This window comes from Planctomyces sp. SH-PL14, assembly GCF_001610835.1.
Lineage (GTDB): Bacteria > Planctomycetota > Planctomycetia > Planctomycetales > Planctomycetaceae > Planctomyces_A.
This window is the reverse complement of sequence record NZ_CP011270.1, coordinates 5821367-5839091: the sequence shown is the minus strand read 5'-3', so window position 1 is coordinate 5839091 and position 17725 is coordinate 5821367. Positions and strand designations below refer to the sequence as shown.

The 17725-nt window shown below is 65.6% G+C and carries 12 protein-coding genes; 10 read left to right on the top strand and 2 right to left on the bottom strand.

The window, feature by feature from the left end:
* Positions 1–297 precede the first annotated feature (297 nt).
* Together VT03_RS22440 and VT03_RS22435 are read left to right on the top strand one after the other, a co-directional pair.
* Positions 298–3504 (top strand): efflux RND transporter permease subunit, encoded by a 3207-nt coding sequence (locus tag VT03_RS22440; RefSeq protein WP_075095072.1) that lies wholly within the window; start codon positions 298–300, stop codon positions 3502–3504.
* Between the two features lie 21 nt (positions 3505–3525).
* Complete coding sequence (locus tag VT03_RS22435) at positions 3526–4098, top strand: DUF4375 domain-containing protein (protein ID WP_075095071.1); 573 nt, start codon at positions 3526–3528, stop codon at positions 4096–4098.
* A gap of 263 nt (positions 4099–4361) precedes the next feature.
* Here VT03_RS22435 and VT03_RS22430 read toward each other — a convergent pair whose 3' ends face one another.
* A complete protein-coding gene (locus VT03_RS22430; protein WP_075095070.1) occupies positions 4362–5159 on the bottom strand; it encodes a YqjF family protein in 798 nt (265 codons plus the stop codon).
* A gap of 363 nt (positions 5160–5522) precedes the next feature.
* Here VT03_RS22430 and VT03_RS22425 point away from each other — a divergent pair, with 363 nt between their 5' ends.
* The 5 genes from VT03_RS22425 (at position 5523) to VT03_RS22405 (ending at position 9572) form a co-directional block, all read left to right on the top strand.
* Positions 5523–6923, top strand: a complete 1401-nt coding sequence (locus tag VT03_RS22425) for a carotenoid oxygenase family protein (RefSeq protein WP_082846436.1) — start codon at positions 5523–5525, stop codon at positions 6921–6923.
* Positions 6924–7431: 508 nt separating this feature from the next.
* Positions 7432–8220 carry an SDR family NAD(P)-dependent oxidoreductase gene (locus VT03_RS22420; protein WP_075095068.1) on the top strand — a complete coding sequence of 263 codons (789 nt, stop codon included), beginning with the start codon at positions 7432–7434 and terminating at the stop codon, positions 8218–8220.
* Between the two features lie 65 nt (positions 8221–8285).
* Complete coding sequence (locus tag VT03_RS22415; protein WP_156514695.1) at positions 8286–8660, top strand: hypothetical protein; 375 nt, start codon at positions 8286–8288, stop codon at positions 8658–8660.
* A gap of 40 nt (positions 8661–8700) precedes the next feature.
* Positions 8701–9105, top strand: a complete 405-nt coding sequence (locus tag VT03_RS22410; RefSeq protein ID WP_075095066.1) for a YybH family protein — start codon at positions 8701–8703, stop codon at positions 9103–9105.
* Between the two features lie 101 nt (positions 9106–9206).
* On the top strand, positions 9207–9572 hold the full coding sequence (locus tag VT03_RS22405) for a hypothetical protein (RefSeq protein WP_075095065.1): 366 nt from the start codon (positions 9207–9209) through the stop codon (positions 9570–9572).
* A 347-nt stretch (positions 9573–9919) separates the two neighbouring features.
* On the opposite strand, the gene VT03_RS22400 is transcribed toward VT03_RS22405, so the two are convergent.
* Positions 9920–12256 carry an SO2930 family diheme c-type cytochrome gene (locus tag VT03_RS22400; protein ID WP_197489048.1) on the bottom strand — a complete coding sequence of 779 codons (2337 nt, stop codon included), beginning with the start codon at positions 12254–12256 and terminating at the stop codon, positions 9920–9922.
* 324 nt (positions 12257–12580) lie between these two features.
* Here VT03_RS22400 and VT03_RS22395 point away from each other — a divergent pair, with 324 nt between their 5' ends.
* The 3 genes from VT03_RS22395 (at position 12581) to VT03_RS22385 (ending at position 17688) form a co-directional block, all read left to right on the top strand.
* Complete coding sequence (locus VT03_RS22395) at positions 12581–13138, top strand: methylated-DNA--[protein]-cysteine S-methyltransferase (protein WP_075095064.1); 558 nt, start codon at positions 12581–12583, stop codon at positions 13136–13138.
* A gap of 41 nt (positions 13139–13179) precedes the next feature.
* Positions 13180–13857: a DNA-3-methyladenine glycosylase family protein gene (locus VT03_RS22390; RefSeq protein ID WP_197489047.1), complete on the top strand. Its 678-nt coding sequence runs from the start codon at positions 13180–13182 to the stop codon at positions 13855–13857.
* A 1113-nt stretch (positions 13858–14970) separates the two neighbouring features.
* Positions 14971–17688 (top strand): MGH1-like glycoside hydrolase domain-containing protein, encoded by a 2718-nt coding sequence (locus VT03_RS22385; RefSeq protein WP_075095063.1) that lies wholly within the window; start codon positions 14971–14973, stop codon positions 17686–17688.
* The last annotated feature ends 37 nt before the right edge of the window (positions 17689–17725 follow it).

Genomic DNA, 17725 nt, shown 5'->3' with positions numbered 1-17725 from the left:
CATCACCCCGCGGGCGTTGCAAGGCGAGCGGCGAGTGCTGAACGCCGGTACCACAAAGGGGACATCCGTTGTGCCCCACGGTTCCTCATGGAAGCGCCTCCGGCGGCAAGGGGGCGCCCCCTTGACCCCAGCGGCCGTCGCACGATGGGTTTGAGCCAACAACGTCGTGCCGGCTAGAGCGTCGTTCGGACAAACCTTTCTGCCCCACGTTCACCGACCACGCCTCCCACTCAAAACACACTCTGTGGCTCAGGAATGCCACACCACTCTTCTCCCCCCACTCGTCCAGAGGCTGCCGTGAAAATCGCCCACTTCTTCATCGACCGGCCGATCTTCGCCACGGTCGTCTCGGTCGTGATCACGCTCTTCGGAGCCATCGCCTACTGGTCGCTCCCGGCCGCCCAGTACCCCGACATCGTCCCCCCGACGGTCGTCGTCCGGGCCACTTACCCGGGCGCTTCCCCCGAGGTCATCGCCGACACCGTCGCGACTCCGATCGAGCAGGAAGTCAACGGCGTCGAGAACATGCTCTACATGTCGTCGCAGTGCACGACCGACGGCCAGATGGAGCTGACCGTCACCTTCAAGCTGGGGACCAACCTCGACGACGCCCAGGTCCTCGTCCAGAACCGCGTCGCCGTCGCCGAGCCGCGGCTCCCGGAAGAGGTCCGCCGCCTCGGCGTGACCACCATCAAGTCCTCGCCGGACATCCTGATGGTGATCCACCTCGTCTCGCCGGACAAACGCTACGACCAGCTCTATCTCAGCAACTACGCTCTGATCCAGGTCCGCGACGCCCTCTCCCGCGTGGAAGGGGTCGGGAGCATCAACTCGCCGGGGCTGCGGGAGTACAGCATGCGGGTCTGGCTCGACCCGGAGAAGCTGTCGCACCTCTCCCTCACGCCATCGGATGTCGTGCGGGCCATGCAGTCTCAGAACGTCCAGGTCGCCTCGGGAGTCATCGGCCAGCCGCCGCAGCAGACCCGCGGCGAGTTCCAGCTCACCGTCAAGACCCTCGGCCGCCTGACCGATCCCGAGCAGTTCGCCGACATGGTGGTCCGCACCGGCGACGACCGCCGCGTCGTCCGGGTCCGCGACGTCGCTAAAATCGAGCTGGGGGCCCGCGACTACACGATCAACAGCTACGTCGACGGCGAAGTCGGCGTCGGACTCGTGATCGCACAGCTCCCCGGCTCGAACGCCCTCGCCACCGCCGCCGAGCTGCAGCGGACGATGGAGCGCCTCGCCCGCGACTTCCCCGAAGGACTCACGTACCGGATCGCCTACAACCCGACCGTCTTCGTCCGCGAATCGATCGACTCCGTGGTCCACACGCTGTTCGAAGCGGCGATCCTCGTCGTCATCGTGGTCCTGGCCTTCCTCCAGAACTGGCGGGCGACGCTCATTCCGCTCCTCGCGATCCCGGTCTCGCTCGTCGGGACGTTCGCCGCGATGGCCGCCTTCGGCTTCTCGCTCAATATGCTCTCGCTGTTCGGCCTCGTCCTGGCGATCGGGATCGTCGTCGACGACGCGATCGTGGTGGTCGAGAACGTCGAACGGCACATCGCCGCCGGCCTCTCCCCCCGCGATGCCGCCCACAAGGCGATGGACGAGGTGACCGGCGCCGTCATCGCCATCGCGGTCGGCCTCTCGGCGGTCTTCGTCCCGACGGCGTTCATCGGCGGAATCAGCGGTCAGTTCTACCGGCAGTTTGCCCTCACGATCGCGGTCTCGACGCTCCTCTCGGCCTTCGTCTCGCTGACCCTCAGTCCCGCCCTCGCCGCCATCCTGCTCCCAGCCCACGGCGCTCCCAAGGACATCATCGGCCGCCTGTGGGACCGGCTCTTCGGCTGGTTCTTCCGCGGCTTCAACCGGGTCTTCGACGCCGTCAGCTTCGGCTACGCGGCGAGCGTCGGGTGGCTCCTCCGCCGGCTGGCCCTCCCGGCGGTGCTCTACGTCGCCCTGATCGCCCTCACCGGCTACGGCTTCGACACCGTCCCGAGCGGCTTCATCCCGAGGCAGGACAAGGGCTATCTCATCACCGTCATCCAGCTTCCCGACGGCGCCTCGCTGGCCCGCACCAACGAAGTCGTCCGCCAGGCGAGCGAGATCATCCGCCGGAACCCGGTCGTCGGCCACACGGTCGAGTTCGTCGGCTTTTCGGGGGCGGCCCGCTCCAACAATCCGGCCGCGGCCGTGATCTTCTTCGGGCCGCTCCTCCCGCATGAGCGGAAGAGCCACGCCGACCAGCCGAACATCCTCAAGGAACTGCCGAAGATCCAGGCCGCCCTGATGGAGATCCCGGACGCCAACATCTTCGTGATCCCGGCCCCGCCGGTGCAGGGGCTCGGCAACTCCGGCGGCTACAAGTTCCTCGTCCAGGACCGGACCGGCCACGGCCCCCGCGCCCTCCAGGAAGCGACCCAGCAGCTGATCGCCGCCGCCCAGAAGGAGCCGGCGCTGCAGGGGCTGTTCACGATCTACGGCGCCTCGACGCCGCAGCTCTTCGCCGATGTCGACCGGACGAAGGCCCAGATGCTCGACGTCCCGCTCGGCAACATCTTCGACGCCCTGCAGGTCAACCTTGGCTCCGCTTACGTCAACGACTTCAACCTCTACGGCCGGACCTTCCAGGTGCGGGCCCAGGCGGAGGAATCGTTCCGCGACAAGGCGGACGACATCCTGCAGCTCAAGACCCGTACCGCCGGGGGGGACATGATCCCGCTCGGCTCGGTCGTCGACGTGCGGTGGGACACCGGTCCCGACCGCGTGGTCCGCTACAATATGTACCCCTCGGCCGAGGTCCAGGGGGACACCGCTCCCGGCTACAGCTCCGGCCAGGCGATCGCGACGCTCGAACGGGTCGCCCGCGAAGTGCTGCCGAAGGGGATGACGATCGCCTGGACCGACATCGCCTATCAGGAGCAGCTCGCCGGCAACACCGCGCTCTACATCTTCCCGCTGTGCGTGCTGTTTGTGTTCCTCGTCCACGCCGCGGAGTACGAGAGCTGGTCGCTCCCGCTGGCGATCATCCTCATCGCCCCCATCTGCCTGCCGTTCGCCCTCGGCGGCGTCTGGGCCCGGGGGATGGATAACAACCTCATCACGCAGATCAGCTTCGTGGTCCTGATCGGTCTGGCGGCCAAGAACGCGGTCCTCATCGTCGAGTTCGCGAAGCAGCAGGAGGACGAGGGGCACACGCCGTTCGAGGCGGCGGTCGAAGCGAGCCGGATGCGGCTGCGGCCGATCGTGATGACCTCGTTCGCCTTCATCCTGGGAGTGATCCCGCTGGCCCGCGCGGTCGGCCCCGGCTTTGAGATGCGGCAGGTGCTGGGGACCACGGTCTTCAGCGGAATGCTCGGCGTCACGATCTTCGGCCTGTTCCTGACGCCCGCGTTCTATGTTACGTTGCGGAGGACTTCGGGCTGGCTCCGCCGGCTGCTGACCGGAAACGACCGTTCCAGTCCCCCGCTCGCCGGCCAGCCGCTCCAGCACACGCCCTGAGTCGATCCATCGAGGGCGACGATGCGGCCATTCTTCCCCCTGTGCCTGTGGCTGCTGGTCGCCCTTCTCCCAGGATGCGAACCCGTGAACCGCAAGCCGGTCTGGACCGAAGCGAGGATCGATCGGCTGCTGGACAGGACCGATTCGTTCGAGCTCTGCGACGGCGTGTTCTGCGCCCTCGCAGACGTCTGGGGCAACCGGATCGACGCGGCCAACGAACCCGAACCCTCCCGGACGGTGACGCTGGTCTGGCACTCCGCCGGCCTGATCGAGAACGGCGGATTCAAGTACCTCTTCGAAGGGAACTTCAACGGCGATCCCGGCTATCGGATTACGGCTGCCGCCTACGAGCGGATTGTTGCCCCCAACGCGGCCGCGGCATTTCAGGAGGCATTCGCGTTGTTCCCGAACGGCCAGCTCCCCCTGGATGTGGACGAGCGTCTTCGGATCTATGAGTCTCTCCCCGAAGCGACTCGCGACGCGGTCGATCATCGATTCTTTGACGCGCTGGAAGAGGTCAAGCGGCAGATGGCGGTCTACGTTCGCGCCAATAAGGCGGATCTGAAGCGAACCCTGATGACGCTGACGAAGTAGCGTCCGTCCGAAACCGGACCAGCGCAAAGGGGAAGCGCGGCAACCAAGCGTGACGATACGAGAAAAACTGCCCCCAACGGGGTTCCGCCAGACCGTCGCTGTTTTGGCGCAACCCCGATGGGGTTGGTGTACGTCGACGCTCGGAACCCAGGGTAGCCCGCGTTGCGGGCAACCCTGGGCTGTATGACGAAACCCCTTTGGGGTAGATCGGCCCCCTCCTGTTGTCGCCAGCCGATACCCCCTTGCCTGCGGCGCGATCCTATTCAGGTCACGGGCCGCAGCGGGAAGACTTCCACATCGACTCCCGGCGCATACAGCGCGTGCTCAAACGGTCGCCCCGGTGCCGCAAACCCTTCGGGGCTGAGCGAGAACAACCGGTCATCGGACGCGGACACCCGGGCCTCCGCGATCTCATACGGCGGATGATGCACCTGCCCGGAATACAGCCGATCGCCGCGGCCCCGCGCGAACAGGATGTACCGCTCGACCAGGAAGAACTCGAACGACCCCGGCGCGGCCTGCCGGAACGGACTCGCTGCGGCATAACGAAAATGACTTGCCCGTCCCGGCTCCGTCCCGATCCGGTGCGCACGGTAGTCCACCTCCCCCTCGACATTCACCGCCGCCGACATCCGGCTCGCGAAGTACGGCAGCCGGAACAGCCCCCGGCCCCACCGTACCGCCAGTCCCTGGTTCGCATCGAGCGAGTAGAACCATACCCCCGGCGTCCCGTGGCGGTCATACACGTAGGTCCGCAGGTTGATCTCCAGAAAGTTCGACACGCCGGGGACCGTCCGGAACCACCACGGCCGGATGTTCCGCATGAAGAACGGCACGACCCCCATCCAGGCCGCTCCGTCCCAGGTGTCGACCGTCAGCCCCGCCGGCAGTGTCCGCTGCACGATCTCGGGATCAAACCGCCAGTGCAGGAACAGGAGCTTCTGCCACGTCTGATACATCGCCGGCCGCCCCACCGGCCGCGTCCGCGCCGCCAGCCGGCCGTCGAGGGATGGCGGCGCCTCGGCAACCTGAGACGCGGAACGAAGCGACGAGGCGTTCATTGATCAGCCTGCTGAAGAACGAAAGGACCCCCATCGGACCGCACAACGATACGGCGGTTAACGCGCGTCGTCGCCTCAACGCAGATGGAGAAGGGGAAGAATTGAGCCACAGATGAACACAGATAGACACAGATCAATGCAGGGGACCGCCGTTCTGTGTTGATCTGTGTTCATCTGTGGCTCCCACTCTCTCCCTCCTCTGCGCTCACCGTGCCTCTGTGTTTCAAAACTCCGAAGGGATCAACCCCCGTCCGCCAAGCCAAGCGTTCGACCATCGCCGAAGGGTCAGCGACGCGGCGGAACGGGAATACAATCTGCATACTGGTGCGTGCACCCATGCCGCGAGGGGACACACGCCACACCATGAGCCAATCGCCCTACCACCTCGGCTTCACCACCCTGAACACCGAGGTCGCAAGCACCAACCTTCCCATCCACGGCACGCTCCCCCCCTGGCTCCAAGGCTCTCTCCTCAGAACCGGCCCTGCCCGCTTCGAAGTCGGCGACACCCCGTACAACCACTGGTTCGACGGCCTCGCCATGCTCCACCGCTTCGAGTTCGCCTCCGGCCAGGTCCGCTACGCCAACCGCTACCTCCAGAGCCAGGCCTACCGCGAAGCGATGGCCAAAGGGACCATCAGCCGCAGCGAGTTCGCCACCGACCCCTGCCGCACCCTCTTCCAGCGCGTCGCCTCCTGGTTCTTCCCGGTGCTCACGGACAACGGCTGCGTCAACGTCTCCCGCCAGGACCAGGAGATGGTCGCCCTCACCGAAACCCGCCTCCCCGTCCAGTTCGACCCCGCGACGCTCGAAACGCTCGGCGTCCGCGAGTACGCCCCGCACATCAAAGGCCCCGTCGCGACCGCCCACCCTCACTACGACCGCGCGCGCCGCTGCGGCTACGCCTACTCCCTCGAGTTCGGCTGGCGCAGCCAGTACCACCTCTTCTCCATCGACGAGTCCGGCCGGCAGACCGTCATCGCCTCCCTTCCCACCGACCGCCCTGCCTACATGCACTCCTTCGGCATGACGGAGCGGTACCTCATCCTGGCCGAGTCCCCGTTTCTCGTGAACCCGTTCCGCCTCCTCTTCCGAGGCCAGCCGTTCATCCGCAACTACCGCTGGCGCCCCGACCGCGGCGTCCGCTTCCACGTCGTGGAGAAGGAGACGGGCCGAGTTGTCCGCACCGCGGAGACCCCTTCCTTCTTCGCCTTCCACCACGCCAACGCCTTCGAAGAGGGGGACGATGTCCTGCTCGACATCATCGTCCACCCCGACGCCACGGTCATCGACCAGCTCTACCTCGACCGCCTCCGCTCCACGTCCCCGGTCACCGCCTCCGGCCGCCTCACCCGCTTCCGTATCGATCCCACCGGAAAGGCGACGAGCGAAACCCTCTCGCCGGTTTCGATCGAGCTCCCCCGTTTCGACTACGCCCGCCGCGCCGGCCAGCGGTACCGCTACGTCTACGGCGCCGCTCAGGAACCGTCCGGCGACTTCCTCGACAGCCTCGTGAAGCTCGACCTCGACCAGAACGAATTCAAAACTTGGCACCAAGAGGGCCAGTACCCCGGCGAACCGGTCTTCGTCGCCGCCCCCGAGGGAAGCGGAGAAGACGAAGGCGTCGTCCTCTCGGTGGTCCTCGACACAAAGAAGGAAACCTCGTTCCTCTTAGTTCTGGACGCCGCCACGTTCACGGAACTCGCCCGAGCCGAAGCTCCGCACGCGATCCCGTTCGGCTTCCACGGGAACTATTACGGGTAGGAAGAAGTTTTCAGTCGTCAGTTGTCAGCCAGCGTGCCCCAACCGGCGCCCGCACCTCCTCGCTTTCTGTGGGCTCCTGAGGAGAAGAGGTTTGAAACACAGAGGCACAGAGGACGCGGAGAGGGATGGCAAGAGAGCCGATGTTCGCATGGTTTTCGGGACAAGGTAGAAGCCACAGATGAACACGGATGGACACAGATCAAAGCAGAGAGGCGATTCCCATAGCCCCTCATCCTGCCTCTGTGTCCTTCCTCTCCGTGCTCTCTGTGCCTCTGTGTTTCAAAAATCCGAACGCTGATGAAGCGCAACATCATGGGTGCGGCTGAACCGCGGCCCCGGCTCTGGGGAGCGCTGGAGGCCGCACCGCGCACCGCTCAATCGCCTCGCGCTCGGACATCTGCACTTCCCACCGCGCGCTTTCCGCCCGCTTACACCCCCGCATATCCTTTCCCTGTCCCCCCCGCGCCGCCCCCACACTCCGCCCCACCCTCCGCGAACCCGCGCCATCATGGATCTCAAACTCACCGACAAGACCGCCCTCGTCACCGGCTCCACGAAGGGGATCGGGCTCGCCATCGCCCGCTCGCTCGCCCGGGAGGGAGCCCGCGTCATCCTGAACGGCCGCACGGAGAAGTCGGTCGAAGCGGCCCTCGCCGAAGTCCGGGCCGAGCTCCCCACCGCCCGCTGCGAAGGTTTTCCCGGGGACCTCTCCACCGCCGAATCCGCCGAGGCCCTCCAGAAGAAGTACCCCGCCCTCGACATCCTCATCAACAACCTCGGGATCTTCGAACCGAAGCCGTTCGAAGAGATCCCGGACGAAGACTGGCGACGGTTCTTTGACGTCAACGTCCTCAGCGGCGTCCGCCTCAGCCGTCTCTACCTGCCGGGGATGAAGTCCCGCGACTGGGGCCGGATCGTCTTCATCAGCAGCGAAAGCGGCGTCCAGATCCCCGTCGAGATGATCCACTACGGCATGACCAAGACGGCCCAGATCGCCGTCGCCCGCGGCCTCGCGGAATCCTGCGCCGGGACCGGCGTCACGGTGAACTCCGTCCTCCCCGGCCCCACGAAGTCCGCCGGCGTCGACGAGTTCGTCTCCCAGCTCAGCGGCGGCAAGCCGTTCGAACAGTTCGAGAAGGAGTTCTTCGAGACGATCCGCCCCAGCTCGCTCCTCAAGCGTTTCGCCACCACGGACGAAGTCGCCAGTCTCGTCACCTACGTCTGCAGTCCACTCGCCTCGGCGACGAACGGCGCCGCCCTCCGCGTCGACGGAGGCGTTATCCGCGCCTGCGTCTAGCCGCCGAGTCCGGCCGAGCGACCTGACGATCGATTGCGAGCTCAAATCACCCCGCGAGGAACCACATGGCTAGCTGGTCGACGATTTTGGCCGTCCTCGTGATCCTGGCGCCGGGACTGTTTGTGTGCCTTCGGCGTCCGGACGAACGGAGAGACTCGGCCACCGTTCTCGACGAGTTGTCACTGCGGAACAGAAATGTCCACGTGGTTCTGCGGGCGGCATGGCTCTTCGCCAACGTCCGTTTCCTGTGGGAACACATCAAGGGTCTTGCGGATCCTCAGATCCGTCTCGCCTACGAATCCATGAACGGGGGACTCTTTTCGGCTGTCGTGCTCATCGTCCTCTTCGGATACACGACCCTCTGTGTCCTGTACCTGATCGCGTGCCGCCTCGTATCGCCTCGACCGGCCCCGTCCGAGCCTTCACCTCTCAACCGCTGACACGATCAAGTTCATCGGTCGCTGCCCACCCAGGAACTCCATGTCCCGCTTCGACGACATCGCCGCGCTCAACGCCGTCATTCGAGACTGGGCCGCCGCCGTGCGGGCGAAGGACATCGACCGGGTCGTCGCCTGTCACGCCCCCGACCTTCTCATGTACGACGTCGTCGGCCCGCTGCGTTCGCAGGGGATCGACGCCTATCGCACCTCGTGGACCGAACAGTTTTTTCCATGGGCCGGCTCCGACGGGCGATTTGAACTCCGCGACATCGCGATCACGCCGGGTGCCGATGTCGCCTTCGCCACGGGCCTCATCGACTGCGCCGGGACGGAGCACGGCCAGCGCGTCGAGTTTACGCTCCGGCTGACGATCGGCTTTGAGAAGCGCGACGGGCAATGGGTCATTGTGCATGAGCATCATTCGGAGCCACTGCCGCACGAATAGATGGCGTTCAGCCCGAACCGCCGCGGGATTCCGTGATCCGCCGACGCCGCGGCTGCGTTCAGGGCCCTATCCCCTGAACGTCCCGACGGCGAGACACCGACATGACGCGGTTCTTCAATCTCTTCGACCGGTTCCGCATTGCCGAGGCGAGCGCGGAAGCGATGAACGCCCGCAGCCACTCCGAGCAGACCCGGCACGAAGTGGACCAGCTCCGCCAGCAGGTCGACACGCTCACGATCACCTGCCAGGCGTTGTGCGAGACTCTTCGCGATCAGTTGGGCGTCTCGGAGGAGGAGTTTGTCGCCAAGCTGGAGGAGATCGATCTCCGCGACGGCGTCGCCGACGGGAAGATCACGCGCCAGCCGCTCGCCTGTCCGCAGTGCGGCCGGAAGTCCAACGCGAGGCGGAATGCGTGTCTCTACTGTGGAGAGCGTTTCCGCGGCGCGGCGATCACGCGCGGCAGCTGATGATCATTTCGACAGCGTCCTCGCCGGCAAGACTCCCATAGCTCAAACCCAACGTGCCACGGCAGCCGGGGTCAAGGGGGTCACCCCTTGCCGCCGGAGGCATTCCTGTGAGGAACCGTGGGACAAAATGGGCGGCCGCTTTGTGGTACCAGCGTTGAGGACTCCCTCACATCACACCGCTGGCTTTTGCAATCCTCGCGGGTTGATGAGGGGGCATCCGGCACGGTGTCCGCGTTTGGACACTCACTCCTTCAGACATCTCTCGACGGCCAGGCCTCCGGCGGGCAAAGGGGCGTTGCCCCTCTGCACTCCCTGACCAGGGTGCCCCTGGACCCGGTGAAAGAGATTCACTTCTTCTCTGTCTTTGGCATCAAACGGATCCATTCCCGCACCAGCTCCACCCCGTGCGTCGGCACCAGATTCCGCGACAGATTCGGCATCCGCACACCCGGCTCCGTCGACTCCAGCCGATACACCAGAATCGACTCGTCCGGCTCGCCCGGAACAATGTCGTACTTCCTCCCCCCCGTCCCCCGCCCCGCCGCCACAGGCGCCTTCAACACCCCATACCGCGCCGCATCCCCCTGCAACATCCGCAGGTCCAGCCCCGTCGTCCGCGCCGAACCCTCCGGCCGATGACAATGCGCGCAGTTCACATCCAGCCACGCCCGCGCGCGATCCGTCACCGTCCCCGACTGCGGATCCTCCGACCTCGGCAACTTCGGCACCCCCGCCAGCCCCGGCAGCTCTGCCAGGACTCCCATCGCCTGCCAAGACGCCAACTGATTGACAGCCCCCTTCGGCGTCTCCACCTCCCGGTTCAGATTCCCCGCCGTCGGTCCCAGCGGAACAAACCGCCCGTTCTCGCCATGACAGCTCAGGCACTGGTTGGCGTTCGGAATCTCATATCGGTTGGAATGAACCTCGGCACCATGCCCCCGCCACTCCAGATCCTGCACACCGCCCCCCAGCACCAGCGTCGCATCCGTCTGCTCGTCATCCCACTGGTAACTGAACCCGTACCAGCCGGACTCCTTCCGAATCTGGATCCGCGTCTCGAGCATCCGCTCCGCCCCCTCCGCCACACCGGTCGCCCGCGGCATCGCGAAGGTCTTCGAGATCACTGTCCCTTCCGGAAACTCCAACGCCCCCTCGGGCCGGTACCGGACCTGCGTCCCCGCCGGCAACCGGAAGAAGCGGTGCTTCGACGTCTCGTCAGAGAACAGCGTCGTGTTGAGCTCATAAGGAATCACCCCCGCCACCGGCCGCTGCTCCGCCATCCGTCCGCCGAACAACCCCCACTCGGAGAGTCGCCGCGGCGCCGCACGATAGACCGCGACTGCCGCATTCTCCCCCATCACCGGCGGGGGCGGCTGCAGGGTGACCGCTGCCAGCTTCGGTAACCGTCCGGCGTACGCGCCCAGTTCACGATCGACGCGGTACTGCCCGCTCAGCACGGCGGCGGGACTCAGACGGGCGAGGTTGAAGTTCACAAACGTCGCTCCATCGTTCCCCGCGATGCGAATCCCCAACTGCTCGGGCAGCTTGCCGTCGACGAACTTGGCCTCGTCCTGGGCTCCGTCCATCACGATGTCGGCGAACCGCCCGCCGACAAACGGCGTGACCAGGGCCCCCAGCTTCCCCGCCGGCCGCCGGCCTCCCCCGGAAATCGTGTTGTCGAAGATCGCGATCCCTTCCGGATACGGGTCATACTTCGTTTTCGGCAGCGGCCGCCCCGCCACGAGGTAACTGACGATCAGAACATTCGCGGTCCCGTGATCGACGATCTCGTTCGAGAACACCTCCACGTTGTTGGCAGCCAGGACCATGACCCCCGTCCCGTCGGGCACGTCCGCCGCGGTGTTCCCCTGGGGGGCAAAGTTCTTCAGGTTGTTCCGCACGATCTTGTTCTGAAAGACCCGCGTGAACTCCCCGTTGACGACCGGCAGCCCCGGCAGATCGACCACAAGCACCCCGCCGGCATTGTCCGTCGAGAGATTGTCGAACACATCCGCATGGTGCGTGTTCTCGATCTCGATGCCGATCACGTTCCGCTCGGTCCGGCAGCCGCGGACAACCACGCGGTCGCACTGCCCGACATAGATCCCGGCATCCGCCGCCCCGATGGCGATGCAGCTGTCGATCAGCACATCGGAGCACTGAACCGGGTACAGGCCATAGGCCCCGTTCGTGGACTTCGGCCCATCGGTCCATTCGGTCCGGACGCGGCGAAACGTGATCCCTTTGGCCCCCAGGACCTTGATCGCATTGCCGACGGTGTTCTCAACGGCGAGGTCCTCCATCACGATCCCGTCGCCCGTCGCCAGGATGCCGTCGCTCCCCGCCTGCTGATCCCGGAAGGAGAGGATCGTCTTCTCCGGACCGCGGCCCTTCAGCGTGACATGCCCGCAGTTCAGATTGAGTTCGCCTCGAAACTCATACCGGCCCGCTTCGAGCTGAATGACGTCCCCCGGCGTCGATTCGATGAGCCGGTTCTGGAGCTCGTACTGCACGTCCGGCCCGGGCGGGACGACGTACGTGTCAGCCCGGGCCGAGGCGGAGAAGACGGCCAGGACCAGCAGGCACAGGAACTGCCAACCGCAAACCCGCCCCAGGCTGGCCTGCGGGCATCCGCTCGAGCTGTCCGTCGCGGATCGGGGGTTGAACGCGAACGACGTATTCACAGAGCGATCCTTCGGTGGCTGGGACATGTCGTGACGCGGCGGCGGCAATCCGCGTGAGCAGGTTTTAACCAATTGCGAAGAGGCTGTCTCGACTTCGTCTCACCGCTCCAACCGTGCACTGGCCGGCACGGTTCCGTCTGGGACCACCCTGGACCGGTGCGGTGCCTGAAGCGACTCGTTAACTGTCGAAGTGCCGTCTCGTTCCTGGGCACATGAGGAATCGCGGCCGGGAACGGCTTCATTCCCTTCGGCGCGTACAATCCCTTCCCCGTTCCCGATCCCCGCAGACGAAAACGTCCTTCTGCGGCCGCCAAAGGACAGTCCATGGCCACCCCTCTCTTTCACACCGAGTTCGACAGCCCCGTCGGACCGATCACTCTCCAGGGAGACGGCACGCACCTCACCGGCCTCCACTTCCCCTCCCACCGGCATTGGCGCGGCGTGCCGGAGGGCTCACAACGATCGGACGATCTCTTCCACGAAGCCCGGCGACAACTGTCCGAGTACTTCCAGGGGACCCGGCAGAGCTTCGACCTTCCGCTCCGACCGACGGGCACCCCGTTTCAGCAACGTGTCTGGGACGAACTGCTCCGCATCCCTTTCGGCGAAACCCAGAGCTATGCCGAGCTCGCGCGGCGAGTCGGAAACCCGGCGGCCACCCGGGCGGTCGGCGCGGCGAACGGAAGGAACCCGATCTCCATCATCATCCCCTGCCACCGCGTCATCGCCACGTCGGGAGTCCTGACGGGCTACGGTGGCGGCCTCGAACGCAAACGGCAGCTCCTCGCGCTGGAAGAACGTCTGCCACCGTCGCGCAGTTCAAGTCAGCGGGTTCTCTTTGAGGTGAACGCCGGCAGTTCGGTTCCGGTGACTGGAGGCTGAGGCAACAAGCCCGGGCAAACTTCTTCGTGCGTGGAAACCCAGTGAACGCCAAGTCTCGAACGACTGCCGTCCATGTCCTGTCCGCCGCGGAGATCGAGGCCGCGCGGCAACGGCTGAGCGCGGCCGATCCGGTCCTGGCGATCGCCCATGCAGAGGTGGCACCGTTCGAGTGGCGTATCCGGGATGCCGGGTTCATCGGCCTCGTGCAGCTGATCTGCGAACAGCAGGTCTCCGTCGCCTCGGCGGCCGCGATCTGGAAGCGACTCCAACAGGGGGTCGGGACCGTCACGGCGGAGAATGTCAGCACCTTTGATGTCGAGACGTTGCGGACGTTCGGCCTCTCCAGGCCGAAGGCGGTCTACGTACGAGCCCTCGCGGACGCGGAGTCGTCAGGCGCGATCGACTTCGGGCGGTTAAGAGACTTGGATGACGAGGCGGCGATCGAAGCGTTGACGGCGCTCAAGGGGATCGGCCGATGGACGGCCGAGGTCTATCTGATGTTCTGCGAGGGACGCACCGATCTGTTTCCCGCGAAGGACCTCGCCCTCCAGGAGAGCTACCGCTGGGCCGCCCGAACCCCGGCTCGTCCCACGGAGAAAGAACTCTCCGAACGAGCCCGTCGCTGGCAGCCCGACCGAGGCATCGCCGCCCACCTGCTGTGGTGCTACTACCGGGCCATCAAGGCCGGAACGATCCCCGCCCCGGAGATTGCCCGGTAGGGTGGCCCGGAGAAGGAGGCATTGCGATGCCCCTGACATTTCCCGCATCGCGGGCTTCCGCAAGAGGTGGCATGTCCGGGAAGAGACTGATTCGCCCTTGGCCTTGGCGGATTCTTGTCACAGCCCTGCTCCTGTTCAGCGCGCCGATGGTATGGCACTTTCACCCGTTGAATTCCACGGAACGGCAGTGGGTCGGAACCTGGGCCATGGCCTCCCGGACGGCCCGGTCACCACTGGTCCGAGGCATCGTAAAGCCGCCTTCCCGAGCGCGTCAGCCGCCGCACGATTCGGGCATCGACTCGAACGGGCGGCGATCGTCGGCCGGAAGAACAACGACGGACGCAGGAGTACCGCTCCAGAACCACGCCGTCGCCCATCATTGCCCCGCAACTGACGCTCGCTTTCGGCGGCGGTAGCTTCGAGCCTCTTCCGGGCTCCCCTCTCTCCGAGGACCTCCGACATGCGCAGCGTCGAGATCTCGCCAAGGTCAGTCGTTCATGTACGATCATGAGACCGCGACGTTTCAGCGTTTCGCGGAGAACTTCGCGGCTTGTCTGCGCCGCTTCGTCGAAGGCCAAGCCGAAGAGTCATAACGCCGGACGACCGTCCTTGCCGGCACAGTGATCTTATTGAGCCAAAGATTGAACGGTGCGCGTTGCGGGAAACAGCGTGCATCGCTTCTCGGAGGCAGGTCCGTCGCTCAGCGGCGCCGAGGTTGTTGTGTTTCACAAGCCGTCGGGATTTTGAAACACAGAGGCACAGAGGGCACGGAGAGGAAGGAGGCAGAGGCCGTGGGAATCGGCTTCCCGGCCTTGATCCTTGCCCATCTGTATTGATCGGCCGCTCCCACTCTCTCCCGAAGAACCTTGCGAACGTCGGCTCTCCTGCCGTCCCTCTCCGTGCCCTCTGCGTCTCTGTGTTTCCCACCTCTTCTCATCAGGAACCTGCAGAACGCCGAGATGGCTGCACTCCCCACCAGGGTGACCCTGGACCCGGTGAAACAAGAACTGCGGGCCTCTTCCTCTCGACCTTCCGCCTTCCTCCCTCTCCCCAGCAGCACGATCACCAAACTTAACCTATGATCAAGAACTCACCATCCCCCAGAGGCCGCCTGTGCTCAGCGAAGAACTTCGCCTCCGACAATCCTACGAACGATCCGCCAACTGGCACCGCTGGGGGCCCTACCTCTCCGAACGCCAGTGGGGCACCGTCCGTGAGGACTACTCGGAGAACGGAGATGCCTGGAACTACTTCCCGCATGACCACGCCCGCAGCCGCGCCTACCGCTGGGGAGAAGACGGCCTCCTCGGCATCTGCGACCGCGAATGCCGCCTCTGCTTCGCCCTCGCGCTCTGGAACGAGAAGGACCCCATCCTTAAGGAACGGCTCTTTGGACTGACGGGCCCCGAAGGGAACCACGGCGAGGACGTCAAAGAGACCTACTTCTACCTCGACTCCACCCCCACCCACTCCTACCTCAAGGCCCTCTACAAGTACCCCCAGGCCGAGTACCCCTACCAGCAGCTCGTCGACGAGAACGGCGCTCGCGACCGCACCCAGCCGGAGTTCGAACTCGAAGACACCGGCGTCTTCAGCGACAACCGCTACTTCGATGTCACCGCCGAGTACGCCAAGGCCTCCCCGGACGACATCCTGATCCGCCTCACCGTCGCCAACCGCGGCGACGCCCCCGCTCCGCTGCACCTCCTGCCGACCCTCTGGTTCCGCAACAGCTGGTCCTGGGGCTGCAAGCACGAAGGGTGCGAGCGGAAGCCCTGGATGGAACTCCTGGCGGACGGCTCGATCCTCTGCGACCACGCCACCCTCGGCCGCTTCCGGTTCTTCATCGAGACGACGGGCGTCCCGCACAAGGTTCTCTTCACGGAGAACGAGACGAACGTCACCCGCCTCTTCGGCATGGAGAACGGGGAGCATCCCTCCAAGGATGCCTTCCACGACTACGTCATCGAGAAGAATCCGGCCGCCGTCGCCGGCCACAACGGCGGGACCAAGGCGGCCGCCTACTGGAAGCTCCAGATCCCGGCGGGGGCTGAGGTGACCGTCCGGCTCCGGCTGGTCGCGGAGAGCGCCGCTCCCGCTAAACCGTTCGGCGCGGATTTCCACCGGACCTTCGAGCAGCGGATCGCCGAAGCGGACGTCTTCTATGAGTCGCGGCTCCCGGACGAGAGCGAGCCGGAGAAGCGGAACGTCGCCCGGCAGGCCTATGCCGGCCTCCTGTGGAGCAAGCAGTTCTATCACTACTCGGTGAAGGACTGGCTCGAAGGGGACCCGGCCGAGCCGACGCCCCCCGCCGAGCGGTGGAAGGGGCGGAACAACGACTGGCAGCAGCTCTTCAACCGCGACGTCATCTCGATGCCGGACAAGTGGGAGTACCCGTGGTACGCCGCGTGGGACCTCGCCTTCCACATGCTCCCGATGGCGGACGTCGACCCCAGCTTCGCCAAGCAGCAGCTGCTGCTCATGCTCCGCGAATGGTACATGCACCCCAACGGCCAGATCCCGGCCTACGAGTGGTCCTTCAGCGACGTCAACCCGCCGGTCCACGCCTGGGCCTGCTGGCGGGTCTACAAGATGTCCGGCCCCCGTGGCCAGCGGGACGTCGGCTTCCTGGCGCGGGCCTTCCAGAAGCTGATCATCAACTTCACCTGGTGGGTCAACCGCAAGGACGTCAACGGCCGGCACCTTTTCGCCGGGGGCTTCCTCGGTCTCGACAACATCGGGGTCTTCGACCGCTCGCGCCCGCTGCCGACCGGCGGCCAGCTCGAGCAGGCGGACGGGACCGCCTGGATGGCGTTCTACAGCGCCACCATGCTCTCCATGGCCTTGGAGCTCGCGCGGCACGACTCGACCTATGACGATGTTGCCTCGAAGTTCTTCGAGCACTTCGTCGCCATCGCCGACGCCATGAACACCCTGGGCGGAACCGGGCTGTGGGACGAGCAGGACGGCTTCTACTACGACCTCCTGCGGCTCGACGACGCCTCGCACTCGATGCGGATCCGCTCGATCGTGGGGATCATCCCGATGTTCGCCGTGGAAATCCTCGACGACGATCTGCTCGATGCCCTGCCCCCCTTCCGCCGCCGGATGGAGTGGTTCCTGGAGAACCGCGGCGATCTGGCGGAGCAGATCTCCTACATGGAGCATGACGACGGCAAGGGCAACCGCTGCGGCAAGCGGCTCCTGGCGATCCCCTGCCAGGAACGGCTGGAGCGGATGCTGAAGTACATCCTCGACGAGAACGAGTTCCTCTCCCCCTACGGCGTGCGGGCTCTCTCGCGGGTCCATCTCGACGAGCCGTACGAGTTCTGGGTGGGGGGCGAGAAGCACGTCGTGAAGTACGACCCGGCGGAGTCGTCGACGTCGATCTTCGGCGGGAACTCAAACTGGCGCGGCCCCGTGTGGTTCCCCGTGAACTATCTCCTGATCGAGGCTCTCGAACGATACCACCACTTCTACGGCGACTCGTTCAAGGTGGAGTGCCCGACCGGTTCCGGCCAGTGGATGAACCTGAGCGAGGTGGCCAAAGAGCTCAGCCGCCGACTCTCCGCCCTGTTCCTGCCGGAGGCCGACGGAGGCCGGCCATGCCATGCGGGAGATCCGCGGTACGCCTCGGACCCGCACTGGAAGGACCTAGTCCTGTTCCACGAATATTTCCACGGGGACAACGGCCGCGGCCTGGGGGCCACGCACCAGACCGGCTGGACGGCGCTCGTCGCGCGGCTGCTCCTCGGGTCGCACCACGAGTGCCAGAGCCATGCCCCGCAGATGGACCGCGAGCACAGAAAGGGCCCGGCGGTGAAGGTGTAGGAATGGAGGCAGGTCCGTCGAGCGAACCACAAGAAGC

Bases quoted from the DNA above. Each gene is read 5' to 3' on its own strand.
- VT03_RS22435 (WP_075095071.1), top strand. From the start codon at position 3,526: ATGCGGCCATTCTTCCCCCTGTGCCTGTGGCTGCTGGTCGCCCTTCTC.
- VT03_RS22430 (WP_075095070.1), bottom strand. From the start codon at position 5,159: ATGAACGCCTCGTCGCTTCGTTCCGCGTCTCAGGTTGCCGAGGCGCCG.
- VT03_RS22425 (WP_082846436.1), top strand. From the start codon at position 5,523: ATGAGCCAATCGCCCTACCACCTCGGCTTCACCACCCTGAACACCGAG.
- VT03_RS22420 (WP_075095068.1), top strand. From the start codon at position 7,432: ATGGATCTCAAACTCACCGACAAGACCGCCCTCGTCACCGGCTCCACG.
- VT03_RS22415 (WP_156514695.1), top strand. From the start codon at position 8,286: ATGGCTAGCTGGTCGACGATTTTGGCCGTCCTCGTGATCCTGGCGCCG.
- VT03_RS22410 (WP_075095066.1), top strand. From the start codon at position 8,701: ATGTCCCGCTTCGACGACATCGCCGCGCTCAACGCCGTCATTCGAGAC.
- VT03_RS22405 (WP_075095065.1), top strand. From the start codon at position 9,207: ATGACGCGGTTCTTCAATCTCTTCGACCGGTTCCGCATTGCCGAGGCG.
- VT03_RS22395 (WP_075095064.1), top strand. From the start codon at position 12,581: ATGGCCACCCCTCTCTTTCACACCGAGTTCGACAGCCCCGTCGGACCG.